Origin of the sequence: Methanolobus profundi (assembly GCF_900114835.1) — an archaeon.
Classification (GTDB): domain Archaea; phylum Halobacteriota; class Methanosarcinia; order Methanosarcinales; family Methanosarcinaceae; genus Methanolobus; species Methanolobus profundi.
Genome location: NZ_FOUJ01000003.1, coordinates 344570 through 364357, shown reverse-complemented (window position 1 = coordinate 364357; position 19788 = coordinate 344570). Strand labels below are relative to the sequence as shown.

At 42.5% G+C, this 19788-nt stretch carries 12 protein-coding genes; 10 read left to right on the top strand and 2 right to left on the bottom strand.

Annotation, left to right across the window (positions count from 1 at the left end; translation table 11 throughout):
* The first annotated feature begins 167 nt into the window (after positions 1–167).
* The 6 genes from BM008_RS09110 to BM008_RS09085 all read left to right on the top strand — a co-directional run bounded on the left by BM008_RS09110 (position 168) and on the right by BM008_RS09085 (position 11387).
* Complete coding sequence (locus BM008_RS09110; RefSeq protein ID WP_091936231.1) at positions 168–4022, top strand: methyl-accepting chemotaxis protein; 3855 nt, start codon at positions 168–170, stop codon at positions 4020–4022.
* A 677-nt stretch (positions 4023–4699) separates the two neighbouring features.
* Positions 4700–8455: a methyl-accepting chemotaxis protein gene (locus BM008_RS15110; protein WP_091936229.1), complete on the top strand. Its 3756-nt coding sequence runs from the start codon at positions 4700–4702 to the stop codon at positions 8453–8455.
* Positions 8456–8469: 14 nt separating this feature from the next.
* Positions 8470–8961: a chemotaxis protein CheW gene (locus BM008_RS09100; RefSeq protein ID WP_091936228.1), complete on the top strand. Its 492-nt coding sequence runs from the start codon at positions 8470–8472 to the stop codon at positions 8959–8961.
* A 175-nt stretch (positions 8962–9136) separates the two neighbouring features.
* Complete coding sequence (locus tag BM008_RS09095; protein WP_091936226.1) at positions 9137–9736, top strand: CheR family methyltransferase; 600 nt, start codon at positions 9137–9139, stop codon at positions 9734–9736.
* Between the two features lie 32 nt (positions 9737–9768).
* Entirely contained in the window at positions 9769–10095 is a 327-nt protein-coding gene (locus BM008_RS09090; protein WP_091936224.1) for a GNAT family protein, read from the top strand.
* Positions 10096–10133: 38 nt separating this feature from the next.
* On the top strand, positions 10134–11387 hold the full coding sequence (locus BM008_RS09085; RefSeq protein ID WP_091936222.1) for a CYTH domain-containing protein: 1254 nt from the start codon (positions 10134–10136) through the stop codon (positions 11385–11387).
* Here BM008_RS09085 and pap read toward each other — a convergent pair.
* Positions 11381–12883 (bottom strand): polyphosphate:AMP phosphotransferase, encoded by a 1503-nt coding sequence (gene pap, locus BM008_RS09080; RefSeq protein WP_091936220.1) that lies wholly within the window; start codon positions 12881–12883, stop codon positions 11381–11383. The genes BM008_RS09085 and pap overlap by 7 nt on opposite strands.
* Positions 12884–12938: 55 nt before the next feature.
* Positions 12939–14189: an MgtC/SapB family protein gene (locus BM008_RS09075; RefSeq protein ID WP_342707570.1), complete on the bottom strand. Its 1251-nt coding sequence runs from the start codon at positions 14187–14189 to the stop codon at positions 12939–12941.
* A 176-nt stretch (positions 14190–14365) separates the two neighbouring features.
* Here BM008_RS09075 and BM008_RS09070 point away from each other — a divergent pair, with 176 nt between their 5' ends.
* From BM008_RS09070 to BM008_RS09055, 4 genes are all read left to right on the top strand, one after another.
* Entirely contained in the window at positions 14366–14710 is a 345-nt protein-coding gene (locus BM008_RS09070; RefSeq protein WP_091936219.1) for a 4Fe-4S binding protein, read from the top strand.
* Positions 14711–14743: 33 nt separating this feature from the next.
* Positions 14744–16624 carry a CHAD domain-containing protein gene (locus BM008_RS09065; RefSeq protein ID WP_091936217.1) on the top strand — a complete coding sequence of 627 codons (1881 nt, stop codon included), beginning with the start codon at positions 14744–14746 and terminating at the stop codon, positions 16622–16624.
* 65 nt (positions 16625–16689) lie between these two features.
* Positions 16690–18858: a polyphosphate kinase 1 gene (gene ppk1, locus BM008_RS09060; RefSeq protein WP_342707569.1), complete on the top strand. Its 2169-nt coding sequence runs from the start codon at positions 16690–16692 to the stop codon at positions 18856–18858.
* Complete coding sequence (locus BM008_RS09055; protein ID WP_091936214.1) at positions 18855–19745, top strand: Ppx/GppA phosphatase family protein; 891 nt, start codon at positions 18855–18857, stop codon at positions 19743–19745. The genes ppk1 and BM008_RS09055 overlap by 4 nt, the downstream gene beginning before the upstream one ends.
* Positions 19746–19788: the final 43 nt, after the last annotated feature.

Below are 19788 nucleotides of genomic sequence, written 5' to 3'. Positions count from 1 at the left end.
TCAATAGTACGAAAGTGGCTAGATAATTTTATATTGTAGATATATTTATATAATTAAACTCTATAATATCCTTTTGCAATGCAAAGCTGCCACTCATATATGTGATGCCCGTGCAATAACCTCACATTTTGTGTTTGAAGCAGCTCACTACAACGGTGGGTGAAATTATGCTAGGAATGAATGATAGGATCGGATCTGAAATTATTGCTGTTATTGATACTGTGAAAAATGGAGATGTAGATGCCAGGTTGTCTGCAAAGGATGGTACTTTTAATGGAAAAGTCGCTCAATCCTTTAATGGTTTACTTGACGAATACATATCATTGAAAAATGAATTAGCTCAAAAAAATGAGATACTTACTCAAAAAGAAGATGAAGAAGTTCAGAATCAGCAACTTGCCAGTGAAGTGCTCAAACTTATCGATGCGGTAGTTGAAGGTAAACTTGACATTCGTGGTGATGTCTCCGGATATACCGGTCACTGTAACAGAGTGCTTGGTGGCATAAATCAACTTCTTGATGCTGTAATGGGTCCATTGAACGTTTCTGCCGAATACATCGACCGTATCTCCAAAGGAGACATTCCTGAGAAGATCACAGATGAATACAAAGGGGATTTCAATGAGATCAAGAACAATCTTAACATGTGTATCGATGCTATCAATTCACTTGTTGATGATGCTGTGATGCTCGCACAGGCTGGTGTTGAGGGACGTCTGGACACTCGTGCAGATTCCGGCAGGCATAGTGGTGATTTCAGAAAAGTAGTGGAAGGTGTGAACAGTTGTCTTGACGCTTTCATAGGTCCATTGAACGTAGCTGCCGAATACATCGACCGCATCTCAAAGGGAGACATTCCTCCAAAGATCACTGACTCATACAGTGGTGATTTCAATGAGATCAAGAACAACCTCAATCTTTGTATCGATTCTATCAATTCCTTATTGGAAGAGGCCGAGTTCCTAACAGATGCGGCAATAGAAGGTAAGCTTAGTACAAGAGGCAACACCGCCAAGTTCAGTGGGGAATACGCCAGGCTTGTGGAAGGTATGAATGATGTTGTCGCCACACTTGTGGGACATATAGATAGTATCCCCGTTCCTTTCATGATCATCGACAGGGACTACAATGTCAATTATGTCAACAGCAAGGCTGCAGAAGCTGCAGGTCTTGCATCAAATGTCATGCTGGGAACAAAATGTTATGATCACTACAAGACAAATGTCTGCAAGACTGATAATTGTGTATGTACAAGGTCAATGATCACGCAGAATATAGAACACGGGGAAGCGGTTGCTGATCTTGGACAGGATGTTTCTATCAATTGTAGTGGTGTTCCACTGAAGGACAGAGAAGGCAAGGTCATAGGTTCCCTTGAGATATTCATGGACCAGACCGAGATAAAGAATGCTCTTGATGATTCAGGTTCAAAGGTCGAGCTCCTTAACAGGATACCTGCACCTGTCATGGCCGTGGACAAAGAGTTCAATGTATCTTTCATCAATCCGGCAGGTGCAAATGCGGTAGGCAAGTCAACTGCTGAATGTACTGGTATGAAGTGTTATGACCTGTTCAATACTCCTCACTGTAACACAGAGGAATGTCGTGTTGCAAGGGCTATGAAAGATGGTAGTATCTCCTCTGCAGATACTGTAGCCCATCTTCCTTCTGGTGAACTGCCTATCCGTTACACTGCAACTCCTTTAAAGAACAGTGAAGGAGAGATAATCGGAGGTCTTGAATATGTCATGGACATGACCTCTGAAGTGAATGTTACCAAAGAAGTACTTCAGCTCTCAGATGCAGCAGTCAATGGAAAGCTCGATGCACGTGCAGATGCAAGTAAGTTCGAAGGGAACCCAAGGGATATAGTCGATGCAATAAACGCAACCCTTGATGCTTTCATCGGTCCTTTGAACGTTGCAGCAGAATATGTTGACAGGATATCCAAGGGTGAGATACCTGACAGGATAACTGATGAGTACAGAGGTGACTTCAATGAGATCAAGAACAACCTCAATCATTGTATCGATGGTCTGGGTGCACTTGTAGAGTGTAACGATGTACTTCAGAATATGAGTGTCAATGATTTTACTGTCCGGGTCGAGAATGAATACCAGGGCATATTCGGGGAGATCACAAGGGCCACCAATGAGTCTCTTGATCATAATGTAGTTATTCAGAACACTACTAAGCAGATAGCTGCAGGTGATTTGCAGATGCTCGATGTATACAGGGGCATAGGTAAGAGATCTGATAACGATGAGTTCATGCCTGCATACACCAGGATGATGGAAAGCATACAGGGTCTTGTGGACCAGTTCGTTGAACTTGGTGCAGCAGTGGAAGAAGGTAAGCTTGACCAGAGAGCAGATCCATCAGGATTTGAAGGTGCGTATGAAGAGGTTATTGTGGATGTGAATACAGCTTTTGACTCCGTCATCTCTCCGCTGAATGTAGCTGCAGAGTACATAGACAGGATCTCAAAAGGAGATATTCCTGCACATATCACTGACGCCTACTATGGTGATTTCAACGAGATCAAGAATAATATCAACCTCTGTATCGATGCTATCAATGCACTTGTGGATGATTCACAGATGCTTGCAGAAGCTGGTATCAATGGTCAGTTATCCGTGAGGGCAGATGCTTCAAAGCATGGTGGTGATTTCTACAGGATCGTTGATGGTGTGAACAGGACACTTGATGCTATTGTTGATCCGTTCGAGGAAGCATGTACTGTTATAGACGCCTTTTCAGAAGGTAACCTTGGTTTCAGGATCACCTCAGAAATGCATGGGGAGTTCAATAATGTTGCAAATAAGTTGAATTCTTTCGGAGACGATCTTCAGGCTCTAATTAAAGATAGCAGTATGGTCCTTGGGGAAATAGCAAATGATAACCTTACACGTTGTGTATCTGTACAGGGTGTTGGAGAGTTCGGCCAGCTCACTGATGGTATTGAAAATGCAAGATCCTCATTAAATGATATAGTATGCCATGTAAAGAGGGTGTCCGATATGGTCGTGAACACTGCTGCCAGTATGTCTGCAGCCACCACACAGGTAACGACCTCAGCAGCAGAGGTTTCCGGTACTGTTGAAGAGATATCACGAGGCTCGCAGGAACAGTCTGTAAAGACTGAAGAAGTATCACGTACCATGCAGCACATGACACAGACGATACAGGAAGTTGCAAGTAACTCACAGAGTGCTGCAGACTATGCCAGTGAATCTAACAAGAAAATGGCAGATCTTGGAGGGGTCACCACTGATCTTCTGAATAAGATGGAAGGGATCAGTCTGGCTGTTTCAAAGTCAGCAAGTTCGATCAATAACCTTGAAGATAAATCCAGAAGGATCGATGAGATCGTGAACCTTATTACCAACATTGCAGACCAGACAAATCTTCTTGCTCTCAATGCAGCGATAGAAGCTGCAAGGGCCGGTGAGCATGGACGTGGTTTCGCTGTTGTTGCAGATGAGGTAAGAAAGCTTGCCGAAGATTCAGGTAATGCTGCAAAACAGATCGCTGATCTGATACAGGAGATACAATCCGGTACCGGTGAAGCTGTCACTGCCATGGAAATGGGCACCGAAGAAGTTTCAAAGGGAGCAGAGTCCCTGAACACGGCTGTCAGTGAGATCGAGAACATAATCGTTTCTGTTGATAGCATAACAAAGATGGTCACAGATATTGCAGCAGCTTCTGAAGAGCAGTCTGCAGCAATGGAAGAGATCGCGTCTTCTGTTGAAGAGGTTGCATCAATATCCGAAGAGACAGCAGCAGGTACAGAGGAAACATCTGCAGCGGTTCAGGAACAGACATCTTCATTGCATGAACTTGCAAACTCTGCAGATAGCCTGGCTGATATTGCAAAGGAGATGAAATCACTCGTGGACAAGTTCAGGGTCGAAGAGAATATGTGTACTCAGTCAGGTGCTGATTATAGAATGATCAGTGGTTCTGATATAAATGGACCTTCAATGATCAATGATATTGATAAGGCAGCGCTGATATGATAAAATCTCTTTCTTGATGCTCAATGTAGCAGATAAGAAAACTGCAAAGAGCTTTTTGTTTGTGCCCCAGACATGGGGCATTTTCATATTTTTAAAATTATTCTGTTCATCATGACAATTTGACCCTCGTCAGTCACGTTTGAATGTAAGTTCCAAATGGCCTTTTATGTGGAAGAAACTGACAATCTTTCTGTATGCATTCAGGTCACTCCAAATAATTGAAACCATAATTTTACAGAACTACATGGACTTATGGACCATATCTGTGTTTATGATGAGTTCATACTGGACAAATGTTCGGTATCAACTGATCAGGTGGACCAGGATAGTACCGAGGAAGAGAACGAGGAGATGAGCGCTGTTCTTGTGTAAGGATGGCAGTTTTTCATTGTGGTATATGGCTATCAGGAAGGAGTGATCTTAGTTCATTATCCTTCCGTTTCCATTTACTTTTTTTATCAGCCTCTCATTTTTCATTTGTATGATATTTATAGAAAATATTATGATGAAAAACTTCATATATTTTCCAATGATATATTTTTATATAATTAAATGCATCTTTAACTCTGCCTAATTATAATTATACTGAATTGTATGCTTGAGTGTAATTTAATGTGGTTATGTGTGCAAATGTTAAACTTACTAAACCGTCAATTTTGATGTTGTAGGGTGAAAACATGTTAGGGAAAAACCAGAAATTTTATAATGAAATGCTTGATGTCTTAAGATCGATCGAGTCTGGGAATGCGGGGTCACGGCTCAGCCTTGCTTCCAGTGGAACAGAAAAGGAAGTATCAGTTGCTTTTAATGCTTTTTTGGACAAGGCTACCGGATGGAAGAATGAGGTAGATGAACAGAAAAAGCTTTCAGATCAGATCAATATACTTGTCGATTCTGCTATTGTAGGTAAGCTTGATGTTCGTGCTGACCCTGAGAAATTCGAAGGTGATTTCAAAGACCTTGTTCTGGGGATCAACAAAATGCTTGATTCTATTATCAGACCGTTCACTGCAGCTTCTAAATATGTGGATCGTCTTTCAAAGGGAGATATCCCACCTAAGATCACAAAGGAATTCAAGGGCGACTATAATGATTTCAAGAACAATCTGAACATCTGTGTTGATGCTATCAATGCTCTTCTTGAGGATTCAGAAAGTATTGCAATAGCAGGTTCCGAAGGCAGAGTGGACATGCGCGCCGACGCAACACGTCATGGCGGTGAGTTCAGGACTATCATAGAGAACCTTAATAATACTCTTGATTCAATTGCAAAACCACTGAATGAAAGTACAGATATCCTTCTTAAACTGGCTGTCAATGACTTTGAGACCGGTGTCGAAGGTGAATATAACGGCATCTTCAAGGACAATTCCTATGCTGTGAACGAGGTTCGTAACAGATTGCTCAACATACAGCGTACATTCGAGTTCATGGCAAGAGGTGACTTCAGTGACCTTCCAAGATATAAACAGGCTGGTAAACGCTCTGAGAACGATAAGCTTTTACCATACACAGTCGGCCTCATGGAAACCGTCAAAGGAATGGCCGATGAGTTCATTGAACTTGGACATGCTGCTGAAGCAGGAAAGCTTGATTACAGGGTCGATCCTACAAAGTTCAATGGTCTTTTCCAGGAAGCTGTTGGTACAGTAAATGGTGCATTTGATGCACTTATTGATCCGCTCAATATGACTGCTGATTATGTTGCCAGTATCTCCAAAGGTGACATACCTGAAAAGATCACAGCGGAATATAATGGTGATTTCAACGCTATAAAAGATAATCTCAATCAGTGTATCGATGCGGTCCAGGCTTTGATAGAAGATTCTGAGATGCTTGCAGAAGCTGCTATCAATGAGCAGTTCGATGTTCGTGCTGATGAGACCAGGCATAATGGTGACTTCCGTAAGGTCGTTAATGGTGTGAACAGAACCCTTGATACAGTGGTTGACAAGACCGATTGGTATGAAGCAATTATCGATGCAGTACCATTCCCAATACATGTAATTGATAATGATATGAACTGGGTATTCCTGAACAAGGCATTTGAAGCTCTAATGGTGGACCAGGGAGTTGTCAATGAGAGGACCCAGGCAAAAGGAATGCCATGTAGTAGTGCAAATGCGAATATCTGTAACAAAGAAGGCTGTGGTATCAAACAGTTACAGAAGGGAGTTTCCGAGAGTTACTTCGACTGGTGTGGATTAAGATGTAAACAGGATACCGCTTTCCTCAAAAATAGAAAGGGTGAAAAGATCGGTTATGTTGAGACAGTGACCGATCTCACAGCGATCCTTGAGAACAGCGACTATACTAAAGTAGAAGTAGACCGCTTATCAGCAAATCTTGACCTGCTGGCAAAAGGTAACCTTGACATGAATCTGAATGTCGGGGTTGCTAATGAAAATACAGCAGAGGCAAAAGCCAATTTCGTGAAGATCAACGACAACCTGACCAAGGTCAAATCAGCAGTTGGTGAGATGATCGAAGATGCAGATATGCTTGCAAAAGCTGCTGTAGAAGGAAGATTGGAAACAAGAGCAGATGCATCCAAGCATATGGGAGATTATAAGACTATCATAGAAGGCTTTAATAATACTCTTGATGCAGTTATCGATCCTCTCAATGTAGCCGCAGATTACGTTGCGCAGATCTCCAAGGGTGAGATACCTGAAAAGATCACTGATGAATATAATGGTGACTTCAATATCCTTAAGAACAACATCAACAGCTGTGTTGATGGTCTTGGTGGCCTTGTAGAGTCCAATGAGATCCTGCAGCTTATGGTTGACAATGACCATACAAGAAAAGTTGAAGGAGACTATCAGGGTATCTTTGCTGAAGTGGCATCAGCTACCAACGGTGTTCGTGACAGGATCCTGACCACCATGGGTGTGAACAAGATGATCGCTGTTGGTGATCTCAGTGCTCTTGAGGGACTCAAGAAGATCGGTAAACGTTCAGAGAACGATGAACTTATTCCATGTTACATCTCAATGATGAGCAACATCGAGAATCTGGGTCTTGAATTCGTCCAACTTGGTAATGCTGCAAAGAGCGGAAATCTTGATTACAGAGCTGATTCTGCTCAATTCGAAGGTGCATTCAAGGATTCAATGGACGCTGTGACCGGTGCTATAGATGCACTTATTACGCCTATGAACGAAGCAATGCGTATAGTGAATGAATTCTCAGAGGGTCAACTGGATGCAAGATTCAGCTTTGAGACAGAAGGTGACTTCAAGGTATTCGCTGATACGGTCGACTCTTTTGGAAATAGCCTTCAGGCAATTATAGCTGATTCTTCCCATGTACTGGAATCAATTGCAAACAATGACCTGAGTCAGGCAGTTTCAGTCCAGGGAGTAGGTGAGTTCAAATTACTGACAGATAATGTTGAGAATACCAGAAGATCATTGAACAATGTGGTCTCCATGGTACATGACAGTTCAAGGAATGTTGCATCAACAGCCGAAGAGATGTCAGCTTCTGTTGAACAGATGTCCTCTTCATCCTATCAGGTAGCTGATACGGTTTCAGAGATCTCAAGAGGTGCACAGAGCCAGGCATCAAAGACCGAAGAGGTTTCACGTGCAATGGTCGATATGACCATGACCGTGCAGGAAGTTGCCACGAATTCACAGAGAGCAGCTGAGAATGCAAAGGAGTCCAATGAGCTGATCAACAACCTTGGTGTAATTGCAAAGGACCTTCTTGTCAAGATGGATTCCATCAGGACTGCGACCTCATCATCTTCCGGTGTCATAATGGAACTGGATGGAAAGTCCAAGCAGATCGGTGAGATCGTCAATCTGATCACCAACATTGCAGACCAGACCAACCTGCTTGCACTCAATGCAGCTATTGAAGCAGCACGTGCTGGTGAACATGGTCGTGGATTTGCGGTTGTTGCAGATGAGGTAAGGAAACTTGCTGAGGATTCAGGTAATGCAGCCAAACAGATCTCAACACTTATCGGTGAGATACAGGAAGGTACGCAGAATGCGGTCACTTCCATGCAGCAGGGCTCTGAGGAAGTTGAGACCGGTGCATCTGCTATCAATGAAGTAGCTAACGTAATTGAAGACGTGGTTGCTGCAGGTAATCAGATCGCAAATATGGTCCAGGATATTGCAGCTGCTTCACAGGAACAGTCTGCTTCTATCGAAGAGGTTACATCATCTATCGAAGAGGTCAGTGCTATTTCAGAGGAATCTGCAGCAGGAACTGAAGAAGCATCTGCAGCAGTGCAGGAGCAGACTGCTACAATGCAGGAGCTTTCAAGGTCTGCACAAGATCTTTCAGGACTTGCTGGTGACATGAAGATGGTTGTTGACAAGTTCATACTGGACCCAAAGTCAATATCCAGTGATAGGGCTGACAGTCCGGAAAAACCGGCAAGTGATGTAAAGACAGAGCATGCTCTTGTTTAATGAGATGATAAAATATGGATGATGTTTCAATATCAGAGAAAGGATCTACAGACGAATTATTACAGATGGTCGTCTTCCAGCTCGGAGGCGAGGAATTCGGTGTAGAGATCATGAAAGTACAGGAGATCATAAGGATGCCTGAGATCACTCAGATCCCACAATCTCCTGAATTTGTAGAAGGTGTCATAAATCTTCGTGGCAGGATCATTGTAGTTATCAACCTTGATAAGAGATTCAATCTAGTATCCAAGGAAGAGGACGAACACTCACGTATCATCGTGGTCGAGATCGGTGATCACGTGGTGGGTATGATCGTAGATTCTGTGAACGAGGTATTAAGGATACCTGCTTCCAGCGTTGATCCGGCACCTGAACTTGTAATGTCAAACGTAAGTAAGGAATACATTACAGGTGTAGGTAAAATGGATGACCGTCTTCTGATCCTTCTTGACCTTGGCAAGGTCATGGGCAAGAAGGAAGTAGATGATATAGCTAAGCTTGCCTGATATTCAGGCGATCTTTTCTTTTTTTTTAGTATTTATATGTGCCCGGTCTTAGCTTTGTTTTGATGGGTCTGGTCCGCTATGGTTTATTTACAGGTTTGGCGCTGGCCAGCTATCTCTTGAACATCATATATATATTTATGAACATGCAATTATTTTAATGTAGGAGAGATGAATTATGGCTTTTACTTATTTTTTCAGGGATCTTCAAACACTGGAGATGATAAGGGATTACGTTATCCCTGAGCTCAGAAGTCGAAGGTATATACATATATGGGATGCAGGTTGTGCCATGGGTCCGGAACCGTACTCCCTTGCTATGGTACTTCGGGAGAATATGGGTATGACCTTCAGGAATGTAAGGATACATGCAACAGATATCGATAATAGTAATCTCTTTGGTGATATTATCAAGGAAGGTATATATCCCAGGGAAATGGTCCAGAGGATACCAAAGCCTATATTCGAGAAATATTTCTCTCCGGCAGATGAACCTGACCACTATGTGATAGCTAATGAGATCAGGAAGTGCGTTGAATTCACAAAGCATGATCTTCTTGACATGAACCCTGTAAGGACCGGACTGAACCTGATCCTTTGTAAGAACGTTCTCCTGCACTTCAAGGAAGAAGAAAGGGTAGAGGTCCTTCGTATGTTCCATGATTCACTTGACGGTGGTTACTTTGCTACCGAACAGACCCAGAAGATACCTGGCGAGCTACAGGATCATTTTGAACCGGTAGTGGCCAACGCACAATTATATCGAAAAGTAGCCTGAGCTACGTTAAATGAAAAACGGATGTCCTTAACATGCCAGATGACTTGACATTCAATCTGCTTCCTCCTGTACAGGGTTCTGAACACAGGTGGTTGAACATCGACAGGAATGGTATCAGAGTTGGAAAGGTAAGGGGAAAGGTCAACGGAAATATCCTTGTGATCCATTCAATTACAATTTTCCCTGAGTTCGAGAGAAGGAAATATGGTCGCAAGACCATCGAAGTCTTCAAAGAAAGTTTCAATGTCATAGTTGCAGACAGGGTCAGACCAACAGCAGTGGGTTTCTGGCAGAAGATGGGCTTTTTTGATAATGGTGATGGATCCTTTATATTCAACAGTGAAATGCGCTGTTCCTGAATAGAAAACTTTTAACTTATAACTTAGTATCTTTCTTTATGGAAATAGAAGCTAAGTTCATTGTATCGGACCGTATCCTCTTTGACAGTCTTATGAATATCGATAAGATTGGTGATCTTGATGTTCGGGATGCAGTGCTCAAAGAGTTCGTGGATACTTATCTTGATACTGTGGATATGGCTATCTACGGGGCTGGCTTTTCATTCAGATGCAGGGAGAAAAAGGACAAGGTCGTTTATACTCTTAAGTCCCTCAAAGGTTCCGGTTCACTTATCCACATGAGGGAAGAGACAGAGTTCAGTATGTCAGAGAAGCTTCCTGTAAGGGAATGGGACAACTGTATACTCAGGAAAAGAGTATTGGGATTCATAGGGTCAGGTGAGCTATATCCTCTTTTTACAGTGGAGCACCAGAGGACCGACCTTCAGATATACAGTGGAGAGAAACACATAGCAGAATTAAGTTTTGATGATGTTTCCATTGTTTGTGACGATAATAAGAAAAGCTATCTTGAGCTGGAGGTAGAGCTTATGGGTGAAGGTACTGAGGCAGACATCCACAGGATAGCAGAATTTTTCAGGGATGAGATCGGTCTTGCAGTAGGAAGCAGTTCAAAGTTCGATAACGGGTTCAAACTCTATATGGAAAATATCAGGACAGATGCCAGTACTCTTTATGCAGGAACTATTCCCAGATCAGGGGAAGGTATTTCTCTCCCCCTTATGGAGATGTTAGATGAATATAATATAGAACAGGACCATGCCCGGAAGGTAACTGAGAATGCCCTGCAGTTGTTCGATGCTCTTGAACCTGTCCATCATCTGGACAGAAGGCTTCGGCAGACAATGAGGTTTGCAGCTCTTGTACATGATATCGGTGTGATGACCGATATGAAGACCCATCACAAGGTTGGACGGGATATCCTGCTGGAACTGTGTCCGGAGGAATTGCCTCAACCTCTATGCATGTTCCTGCCATGGACCACTTTCCTTCACAAGAAAAGAATGGACCGAAATAAATTATTCAAACTATCCCAGAAGAAGAAGTTCTCCAGATTTTCATTACAGATGCAGGACGACATTATTAAAATGGCATCGATCTTGCGGATAGCAGATGGACTGGACATTAGCAGGAAGAACAGTACAATAGTTGATGTTGACCTTGAAAAAGAAGATATTGTGATCAAGGTACGGGGTTCTGCTGCTGCTATTGATGCTGACCGTGCTGACACAAAGGCCGACCTTTGGCGCCTGATATTTGAAAAGGATATATATTTCAGAGAAGACTACTGAAGTCCTCTCTCCTTTAACTCTTCTTCTATACGTTCAATAACGGTCTTGAGTATCCTTATCCTTGCGTAGTATTTATCGTTCGCTTCCACAATTGTCCATGGTGCCCATGAGGTGCTTGTCTTCTGGAGCATCTCATCCGCTGCTTCAAGGTACAGTTTCCATTTATCGCGGTTCCGCCAGTCGTCAGATGTGATCTTCCATTGTTTGTGGGGTGTGGCTTCACGCTGTTTGAACCTCTTTAATTGTTCTTCCCTGTCAATATGGGTCCAGAATTTGATAACTATGGTTCCGTAATTTGCCAGTGTTTCCTCGAACTCGTTGATCTCTCTATAGGCACGTTTCCATTCATGCATGTTACAGAGGTCTTCGACCCTTTCCACAAGGACCCTTCCGTACCAGCTCCTGTCATATATGCCTATGTGACCTGCTTCAGGTATCTCATTATAGAACCTCCACAGGTAATGATGTGCAAGTTCGGACCTTGTGGGAACTCCTATTGGTGTTACCCTGTAAAGTCTGGGATTAAGTTTCTGTGCAAGTCTTCGTATACTTCCACCTTTTCCAGAGGCATCCCATCCTTCGAATACTATGACAAGGGGAATACGGTTCTTGAAAAGCTCATACTGGAGCTGAGCTATTTTCTTCTGACAGGCCTTCTTTTCTTTCTTATACTCCTTGTAAGTAAGGCTCTTATCCAGATCTACCTTTCCAAGTATCGATGAATCTATGTTCGGGATAACACAACTCTCATTATGTTTCCCTGAAGCAAGTTTCCTTTCATTCTCAACATCACTGATCTTGTTCTCAATAGACTCTATTGTTTTGGCAAGGATCTTGATAGTTGAGAAGTTCATGTCATCAGATTCCACGATACTCCAGGGTGCAGAGGCTCTGTCTGTTCTTTCAAGTATACCTTCTATCAGGGGAAGATACCGGGCATAGTCGTTAATATATTCCTGTTCCTCTTCTTCTACTATGAAAAGCGGTATTCCCTTTTTCTTCAGGGACGTGTATCTTTTGTTCTGTTCTTCTTTGCTTATGTGCAGGAAGAACTTGATCAGCAGATAACCTCCGTCGGTAAGTTGCCTTTCAAAATATGTAAGCCCATCAAGGCATTTTGACATATCCTTGTCTGCCCTGCCCTTGCTGTTATGTTCTATTATGGCCCTTCGATACCAGCTTCTGTCAAATATGGCGATCCTTCCTGCATTAGGTATCTTTGTCCAGAAACGCCACAGAAGAGGTTTAAGCTCTTCCTGATAACAGGGTTTGCCTGTAGTGTACAGGTCACATCCCATAGGATTAAGGGTCAAAAGGAATCTGTTAATGATGTCTGTCATTCCAGAAGCATGCCATCCTTCAAAGACTATCATTATTGGTATGCCCATTTTCCATGCTTTTCTCTGCAGTTCTCCTATATTTATCGTGAGCTCCTCGATGACGTTGTCATACTCCTCTTTACTCATCTTTTTAGTGAGGTCCACATTTTCAAGCATATATCATCAATAAAAATAGTGCTGGTCTATATATATAGTTATAGAGACCACAATGTCAGGCAATATGTGTGCGTATGTAAAAGCTCCATATAATAAGGCTCAGAGCACCAGCAACAACTATTGCAATGAATGAATAAAGTGAAATTTTGAACAGTTCCGGTGAGCCGCTTATCTTTATGTAGAACGGTTTACTGATGGTGCTAACAATTCCTGCAAGAATAGCGGTCTCTGCAGCTGTTTCTACTGAGAGGTTGCCTGAGAATGCCAGTGCTGCAACGGAAGCTGTCACGGCCGAGCTGCTTACAATTCCTCCAAGGGCTGTTGCGTATGCTCCTCCTGCTCCTGCATATTCATTTGCGAAGTTGGCAATTACAAGAAGTATTGTGAAGACCGCACCGAACTTGAATGCAGGACCAAGTGCAAAAGGAGATCCGATCTCTATGCTTTCTTCCAGGTTCAGTGTCTTTTTCCATTTAAGAGCTACAACGGTGAGGGCAATAAGTCCCATTATGATGAAAGGCGGTGCCATCATCATGGCGGTCTTTGTGCTGGGGTCAGCAATGAGCGCTATTATCGTATTGCTTATTATCATGGATACTACAGAGAGCATTGCACCGATGTGGATGGAGTCCTTGAGTATCGGTCTTTTCTTTGAGATCCCGGAAAGTGCGGCAATTGTGGCTTCACTGCTTATGAAACCACCAAAAAGTCCTGAATATGGTATCCCGCCATGTGGTCCCATTTTTTTCAGTGACAGGTAGCTGATAAAGGTAATAAGTGATACAAGCACCACTATAAGTATCGCAGATTTGAGTCGAAGGATACCGTAAACAGGTTCTTCCGGCATGATAGGATAAAGTACGAATGCAACTGCAAGGAATTTGAGGGCACTGCTGATGTCACTTTCGGAAAGATGTTCAGCAAACAGATGCAGAGGTCTCTTCTCTATCAGAAGGAATGTCAGGATAAGTGCCGAAACTATAGCTACAAGGTACAGTTCGAACGCAACGAGTATTCCTATCAGATATGTGCAGAAGAGTGCTATGGCGGTTGTGAGTCCTGATTTTCCTTTGAGGACGTTGACCGCATATATGATGGCTGCTGCAGCAAATGCCACTAACAGGGTTGCAACTACCAGTATCCATGTTCCTGTATAGTCTGTAAGTATGGTGGCAATGGTCCCTGTCATACAGGTTATTGCAAATGTCCTGACACCAGCGAATATTTTCTTATCCAGTCGCCAGTGTTCTCTTTCCAGACCAACAAGTATCCCTATCATCAAAGAGAGTATTATCTTTTCGAGCAATATTATATGTAAAGGGTCGATACCCCACTGGATAGCCTGGATAATGGTCTCACCTCGTGTAGAAATAATTTGTCTGGTCAGTACAGGTTTTAAATGAAAGTTATTATAGTATATTATTGTTCACTGTATATACTTTTATATCTGCGTGACCCATTATTAGTAATGAGGACAGGAATATGCCATTGGTAAACAAGAGCAAATGTGTATCCTGTAAGAAATGTGTCAAAAAGTGCCCTGTAGATGCCATTGAAATGGTAAAGGGAAAAGCCGTGATAGAAGAGGATAAGTGCATAAATTGTGGGAAATGCATAAAGATCTGTCCGGTAAAGGCCATTCTTAAGGACAGGGAAGTTGTCAGATTCCTGATATCATCAAATATGAATGATGTAAAGGATTCTCTTTCTGATAGTAAGAATAAAAAAGCCAAAAAAAGAGTGATCAGAAGCAGAATGCGTCAACTTAAAAGAGAGCAGCAGGTCCTTCGGGGAATGATGAAGGAATTGAAACGTTTGAAATTATGATCATATTGTGAGGGGGAGCCGGTGTTGTCGAATATGCTAGTGAAGAAATATTCTCTTATAGCATCTATTGGTTTCCTGGCAGGTCTGGTGTTTTGCATGACAGGCCTGCTCTTTGCTATTATTAGCAGGCTTAACCGTGGTTCCGGTTCAGAGGTGATACTGACCGTATGTTTCCTGCTGGGTGCCGGTATATTGCTCATACTTGCAGGTATCAACATTGCAGGGATACGCCAGCAGCTCTCACGTAGTTATTCGTTCATAGCAGGAATGCTGTTATCCTCAATTGGACTTCTTGTATTTGCTTTCTCATTCCCTGACAACTGGTTGTATCCAAGAGTATCCTATGTGATCGTGTTCTATTCCCTGGGTATATTCCTTTTATTGATCAATATATTCGTTAACTATTTCCTGCAGGCATCTTCAGGATCAGGTGATCTGGGAACTGTTGTCTGTGAACAGAGCATAAATAGTAATGAAAGGCCGGAAGGTCACAATGATCACTCTATGCTTGCAACATTTGCAGGTATAATGATGACGAACATAACTGCTGGTTCATACGAACCTTCTTTTTTGACAAGTACTAATGGGAGCGATGATACCTTTATTCTAACTGATACTGCTTCTGAAGAAAAACATTCGGAGTCGCAAATAATGGAAACGACCGGGAGAACTACTATACCCCTTGCAACTAGTGATGAAATTATAGAAATGGATGACTGCCAGGAAAAAGAGATTCCTGCAGAACCCACTGCGATGGAAACAACACAATTCCCTGAAATAGTCGATGTTCCGGAAACTGATGATACTGAAATATTCGATGATACATCAAATGATGATCAGGATGTAATGGTAGCTTCCTCTACAGAGACCAGTGAACTGTCTGCCGCGGAACAACCTCTTCCATTCTCTGAGTTCCGTTCCATGAAAAAGACCGATGTCAAGGCAACGGATACAATGCGTGAGGCTGCCCGTAAGATCCTCATGTTCCATTTTGGAGTAATGATAGAACATGAGCGAGGTACCAAAGTAGGCAGGGATATTGAAGAACTTCACGATATGCGGGTTGCTGCAATGCGGATGCGTTCTATTGTGGAAGTCCTGGAGGATCACATAGACATGAAGAAGATGTATCCTCATTACAGGAACATCAAAATGACAAGAAGGGTACTTGGTTCGGTACGTGATCTGGATGTTTTCCTTGAGGTCATCGATCGTTATCTTGAGGATAAACCAATGGGGACTAGGATAGGTATGGATCCGCTGACTGATGCTCTAATGATAGAAAGGGCAAAACAGCGTGGAAATATGCTTGTATATCTGGACGATGTGAAATACAACAAGTTCAAGAATAATTTTGCTGACCATCTGCTGAGCAAAAAGTCATGGAAGATGAGGTCTGTAAAGAAGAATGGTGAACCGGTTCCATGCAGGGTTGTCGATATCCTTCCGGCTTTGTTATACACACAGTTAGCAACTGTCAGGTCATATAATGAGATCATTGCAAACGAGGCAATGGATCCCCATCTTGAAAAATATCATCAGCTCAGGATCGATGTGAAGATATTACGCTACACACTGGAGTTCTTCAAGGAGGTACTCGGTCAGGAATCAAAAGGATTGATAAAGGACCTGAAAGCCCTTCAGGATAATCTTGGAGATATGCATGACACGGTTGTAGCACTGGACCTTCTTGAGAATTTCGAGAAATATGGCAGGTGGGGTAAAGAGAACAAGAAGCAGGTCAGCTCTTCCACAGGACTTCGCCATCATCCGGGGGTGGATGCCTATATAGAATATAGGAAGCAGGAACTACAGGATCTTGTGGATGGTTTCCCGGAGGCCTGGTCAAGGGTCATCGAACCTGATTTCAGTGTCAGTTTCTCACGGGCAATAGCAGGTATCTATAATTCCTGATATTGTTGTATTTTGGGGGTCTGTATCGACCATATGAAACTATATTGTGCTATATACAACTATATATGAATCTATATGAAGTCTTAAATATCAGAATGGCTTTACTTTCATCCGCATACGGAAATCTTCTTACGTCATTAAAATTGAAAAAAATGAGTCTTATGTCAAGAGAAGTAGACGATTATATTAACAGGGAAATAAGCTGGCTCTCATTCAATGAAAGAGTGCTACAGGAAGCAAAGGACGATAAGGTCCCTTTACTTGAACGTTTGAAGTTCCTTGGTATCTTCTCTTCCAATCTTGATGAGTTCTTCAGCGTAAGGGTCGGTACTCTGCAGCGTATGATAGATGCCGGTGTACGATCAAAGGTCATGGTCGGTGTTTCCCCAAAAAAGGTCATGAAACAGGTACATAGCAATGTGCTGAGGTTACGTGATGATTTTGACAAGGCTTTCACAGAAGTGACACAGGAACTTGAAAAGCATAATATCTTCATAGTTGATGAGACACAGCTTGATGATGCTCAGAAGTCCTTCCTCAAAGTATATTTCCAGACAAAGGTACGTCCACGTCTTATTCCTGTGATGCTCAAGGATATTCCTGATTTTCCATACCTGAAGAACCAGGTTATCTATCTACTGATCGATGTCCGGAAGAAATGGAACCCTCAGGCATCAAAATTCGCTCTTATAGAGGTCCCGGCGGATGTCCTTCCACGTTTTATAATGCTTCCTGATTCCGGTGATAAAAAATGTGTTATCATGCTGGATGATGTGATCCGTTTCGGTCTTGATGATATATTCTCCACCTTTGACTATGATTCGATCGGTGCATACACTATTAAGCTCACAAGAGATGCTGAGCTTGATATTGATGATGATGTCACAAAAAGCTTCTTTGAAAAGGTATCCGAGAGTCTGGAAGAGAGGAAGAAAGGCCAGCCGGTCCGTTTTGTGTATGACAGGGAAATGCCCTACTACCTTCTTGATTTTGCATTGACAAGACTTGGTATCCAGAAGTTCGAGAATCTTGTTCCAGGAGGGAAATATCATAATGCAAAGGATTTCATGGGTTTCCCGGATGTAGGCCCTGATTCATTCTATTATGAAAAGAAAAATCCTTTACCTCATAAGGACCTTGTGACCCATAAAAGTATATTTGCAGCTATCAGGGAAAATGATATACTTCTACATTATCCGTATCAATCGTTCGATTATTTTATAGATCTGTTAAGAGAGGCAGCTATCGATCCCAATGTATCGAGCATAAAGGTGACCCTCTACAGGGTCGCAAGGAATTCCAATGTTATCAATGCTCTCATCAATGCGATAACGAATGGTAAAAGTGTCACGGTAGTTATCGAGCTTCAGGCAAGGTTCGATGAAGAGTCCAATATCTACTGGACCCAGAAGCTTGAGGATGCAGGAGCAAGGATAATCGATGGTGTGCCGGGTCTGAAAGTACATTCCAAGCTATGTCATATTACAAGGACAGAAGGTGACAAGACCGTACACTATTCCTGTATAGGTACCGGTAACTTCAACGAATCCACGGCAAAGCTCTATTGTGACCATATGCTCATGACATGTGACAGGGATATCACCAACGAGGTGGAAAAGGTCTTTGATTTCTTCAGTCACAATTACAAGATCTATGACTATAAACATCTTATAGTGGCTCCTCTGCAGATGCGTAATGCGTTTGAGAAGTACATTGATAATGAGATAAAGAATGCCAGAGCCGGAAAATCTGCGTATATCCATGTGAAGATCAATAGTCTCGTGGACAGTGAGATGATCAATAAACTGTATGAGGCCAGTAAAGCAGGGGTCATGGTGAGGATGATAGTCAGGGGCATATGCTCTCTTGTTCCGGGTGTGAAAGGCCTTAGTGAGAATATCGAGGTCATCAGTATTGTTGATAAATATCTTGAGCACTCACGTATATTCATTTTCTGCAACGATGGGGATGAAAGATATTTCATTTCATCTGCTGACTGGATGGTAAGGAACCTTGACAGACGTGTGGAGGTGGCCACGCCGATCTATGATAAGGCACTTCAGGAAGAGCTGAAGATGTATATGGAATTCCAGTTCATGGACAATACCAAGGCAAGGATCATCAACGATGTTCAGGATAATAAGTACAGGAGAGGTGGCGACAGGGTATACCGTGCTCAGGAGGATACTTACACCTTCCTTGAAGAACAATTAAAGAATGAGGTGATCAATTGAAGTTCGCGGCCATAGATGTTGGTTCCAATGCAGTGCGTTTGCTCCTTTCCAGAGTTGATACTGAAGGTATAGAGCCGATCTATGAGAAAGTTTCACTTATACGAATGCCTATTCGACTTGGAGAGGATGCTTTTGTCCACAATAGCATCTCTAAGGACAAGGTTTCACGTCTTGTAAGTACCATGATAGCTTTCAAGCATCTGATGGATGCTTATGGGCCGGTCGATTATATGGCATGTGCGACCTCTGCTATGAGGGAGGCTGATAACAGCGCTGAGATAATATCACAGATAAAGAAAAAGAGTGGTATTCGTCTCAATGTTATAAGTGGAAGGAAAGAGGCGAAGATCATCTATTCCAATCGCATTGAAAAAATTATAGGCCATAGTAGTTCTACGTATCTTCATATCGATGTGGGAGGTGGCAGTACTGAACTTATACTTTTCAAGGGCAGTGAGGTCTTTGCTTACAGGTCTTTCAATATAGGGACAATAAGGATCCTTGAAGGTATCGTGACAAAAGAAGACTGGAATGAGATGAAAAAGTGGGTGAAGACAGTTACTGAAAAGCACGATCCTGACTATGCGATCGGTAGTGGCGGAAATATCAATAAGCTTTTCCGTATGTCTGGAAGGAAGGATGGGACCCTTATCAGACGTGGGGATCTTAAGTATCTCAACAGATATCTTAAGAGCTTTACTCTGGAGCAACGTATAACAAAACTGGGCCTTCGTCCGGATCGGGCTGATGTGATAGTGCCTGCTTCTAAGATATATTCCTCAGTTATGAAATGGGGAGATATCAATTCGATGCATGTTCCTCAGCTGGGTCTTGCAGATGGGATCATACATGTTCTTTATAAAAAACATAAAGATACTTTTATCTAGGCTCGCAAATATAATTCGATTTCTTGTCCATGGGTCAATGTCA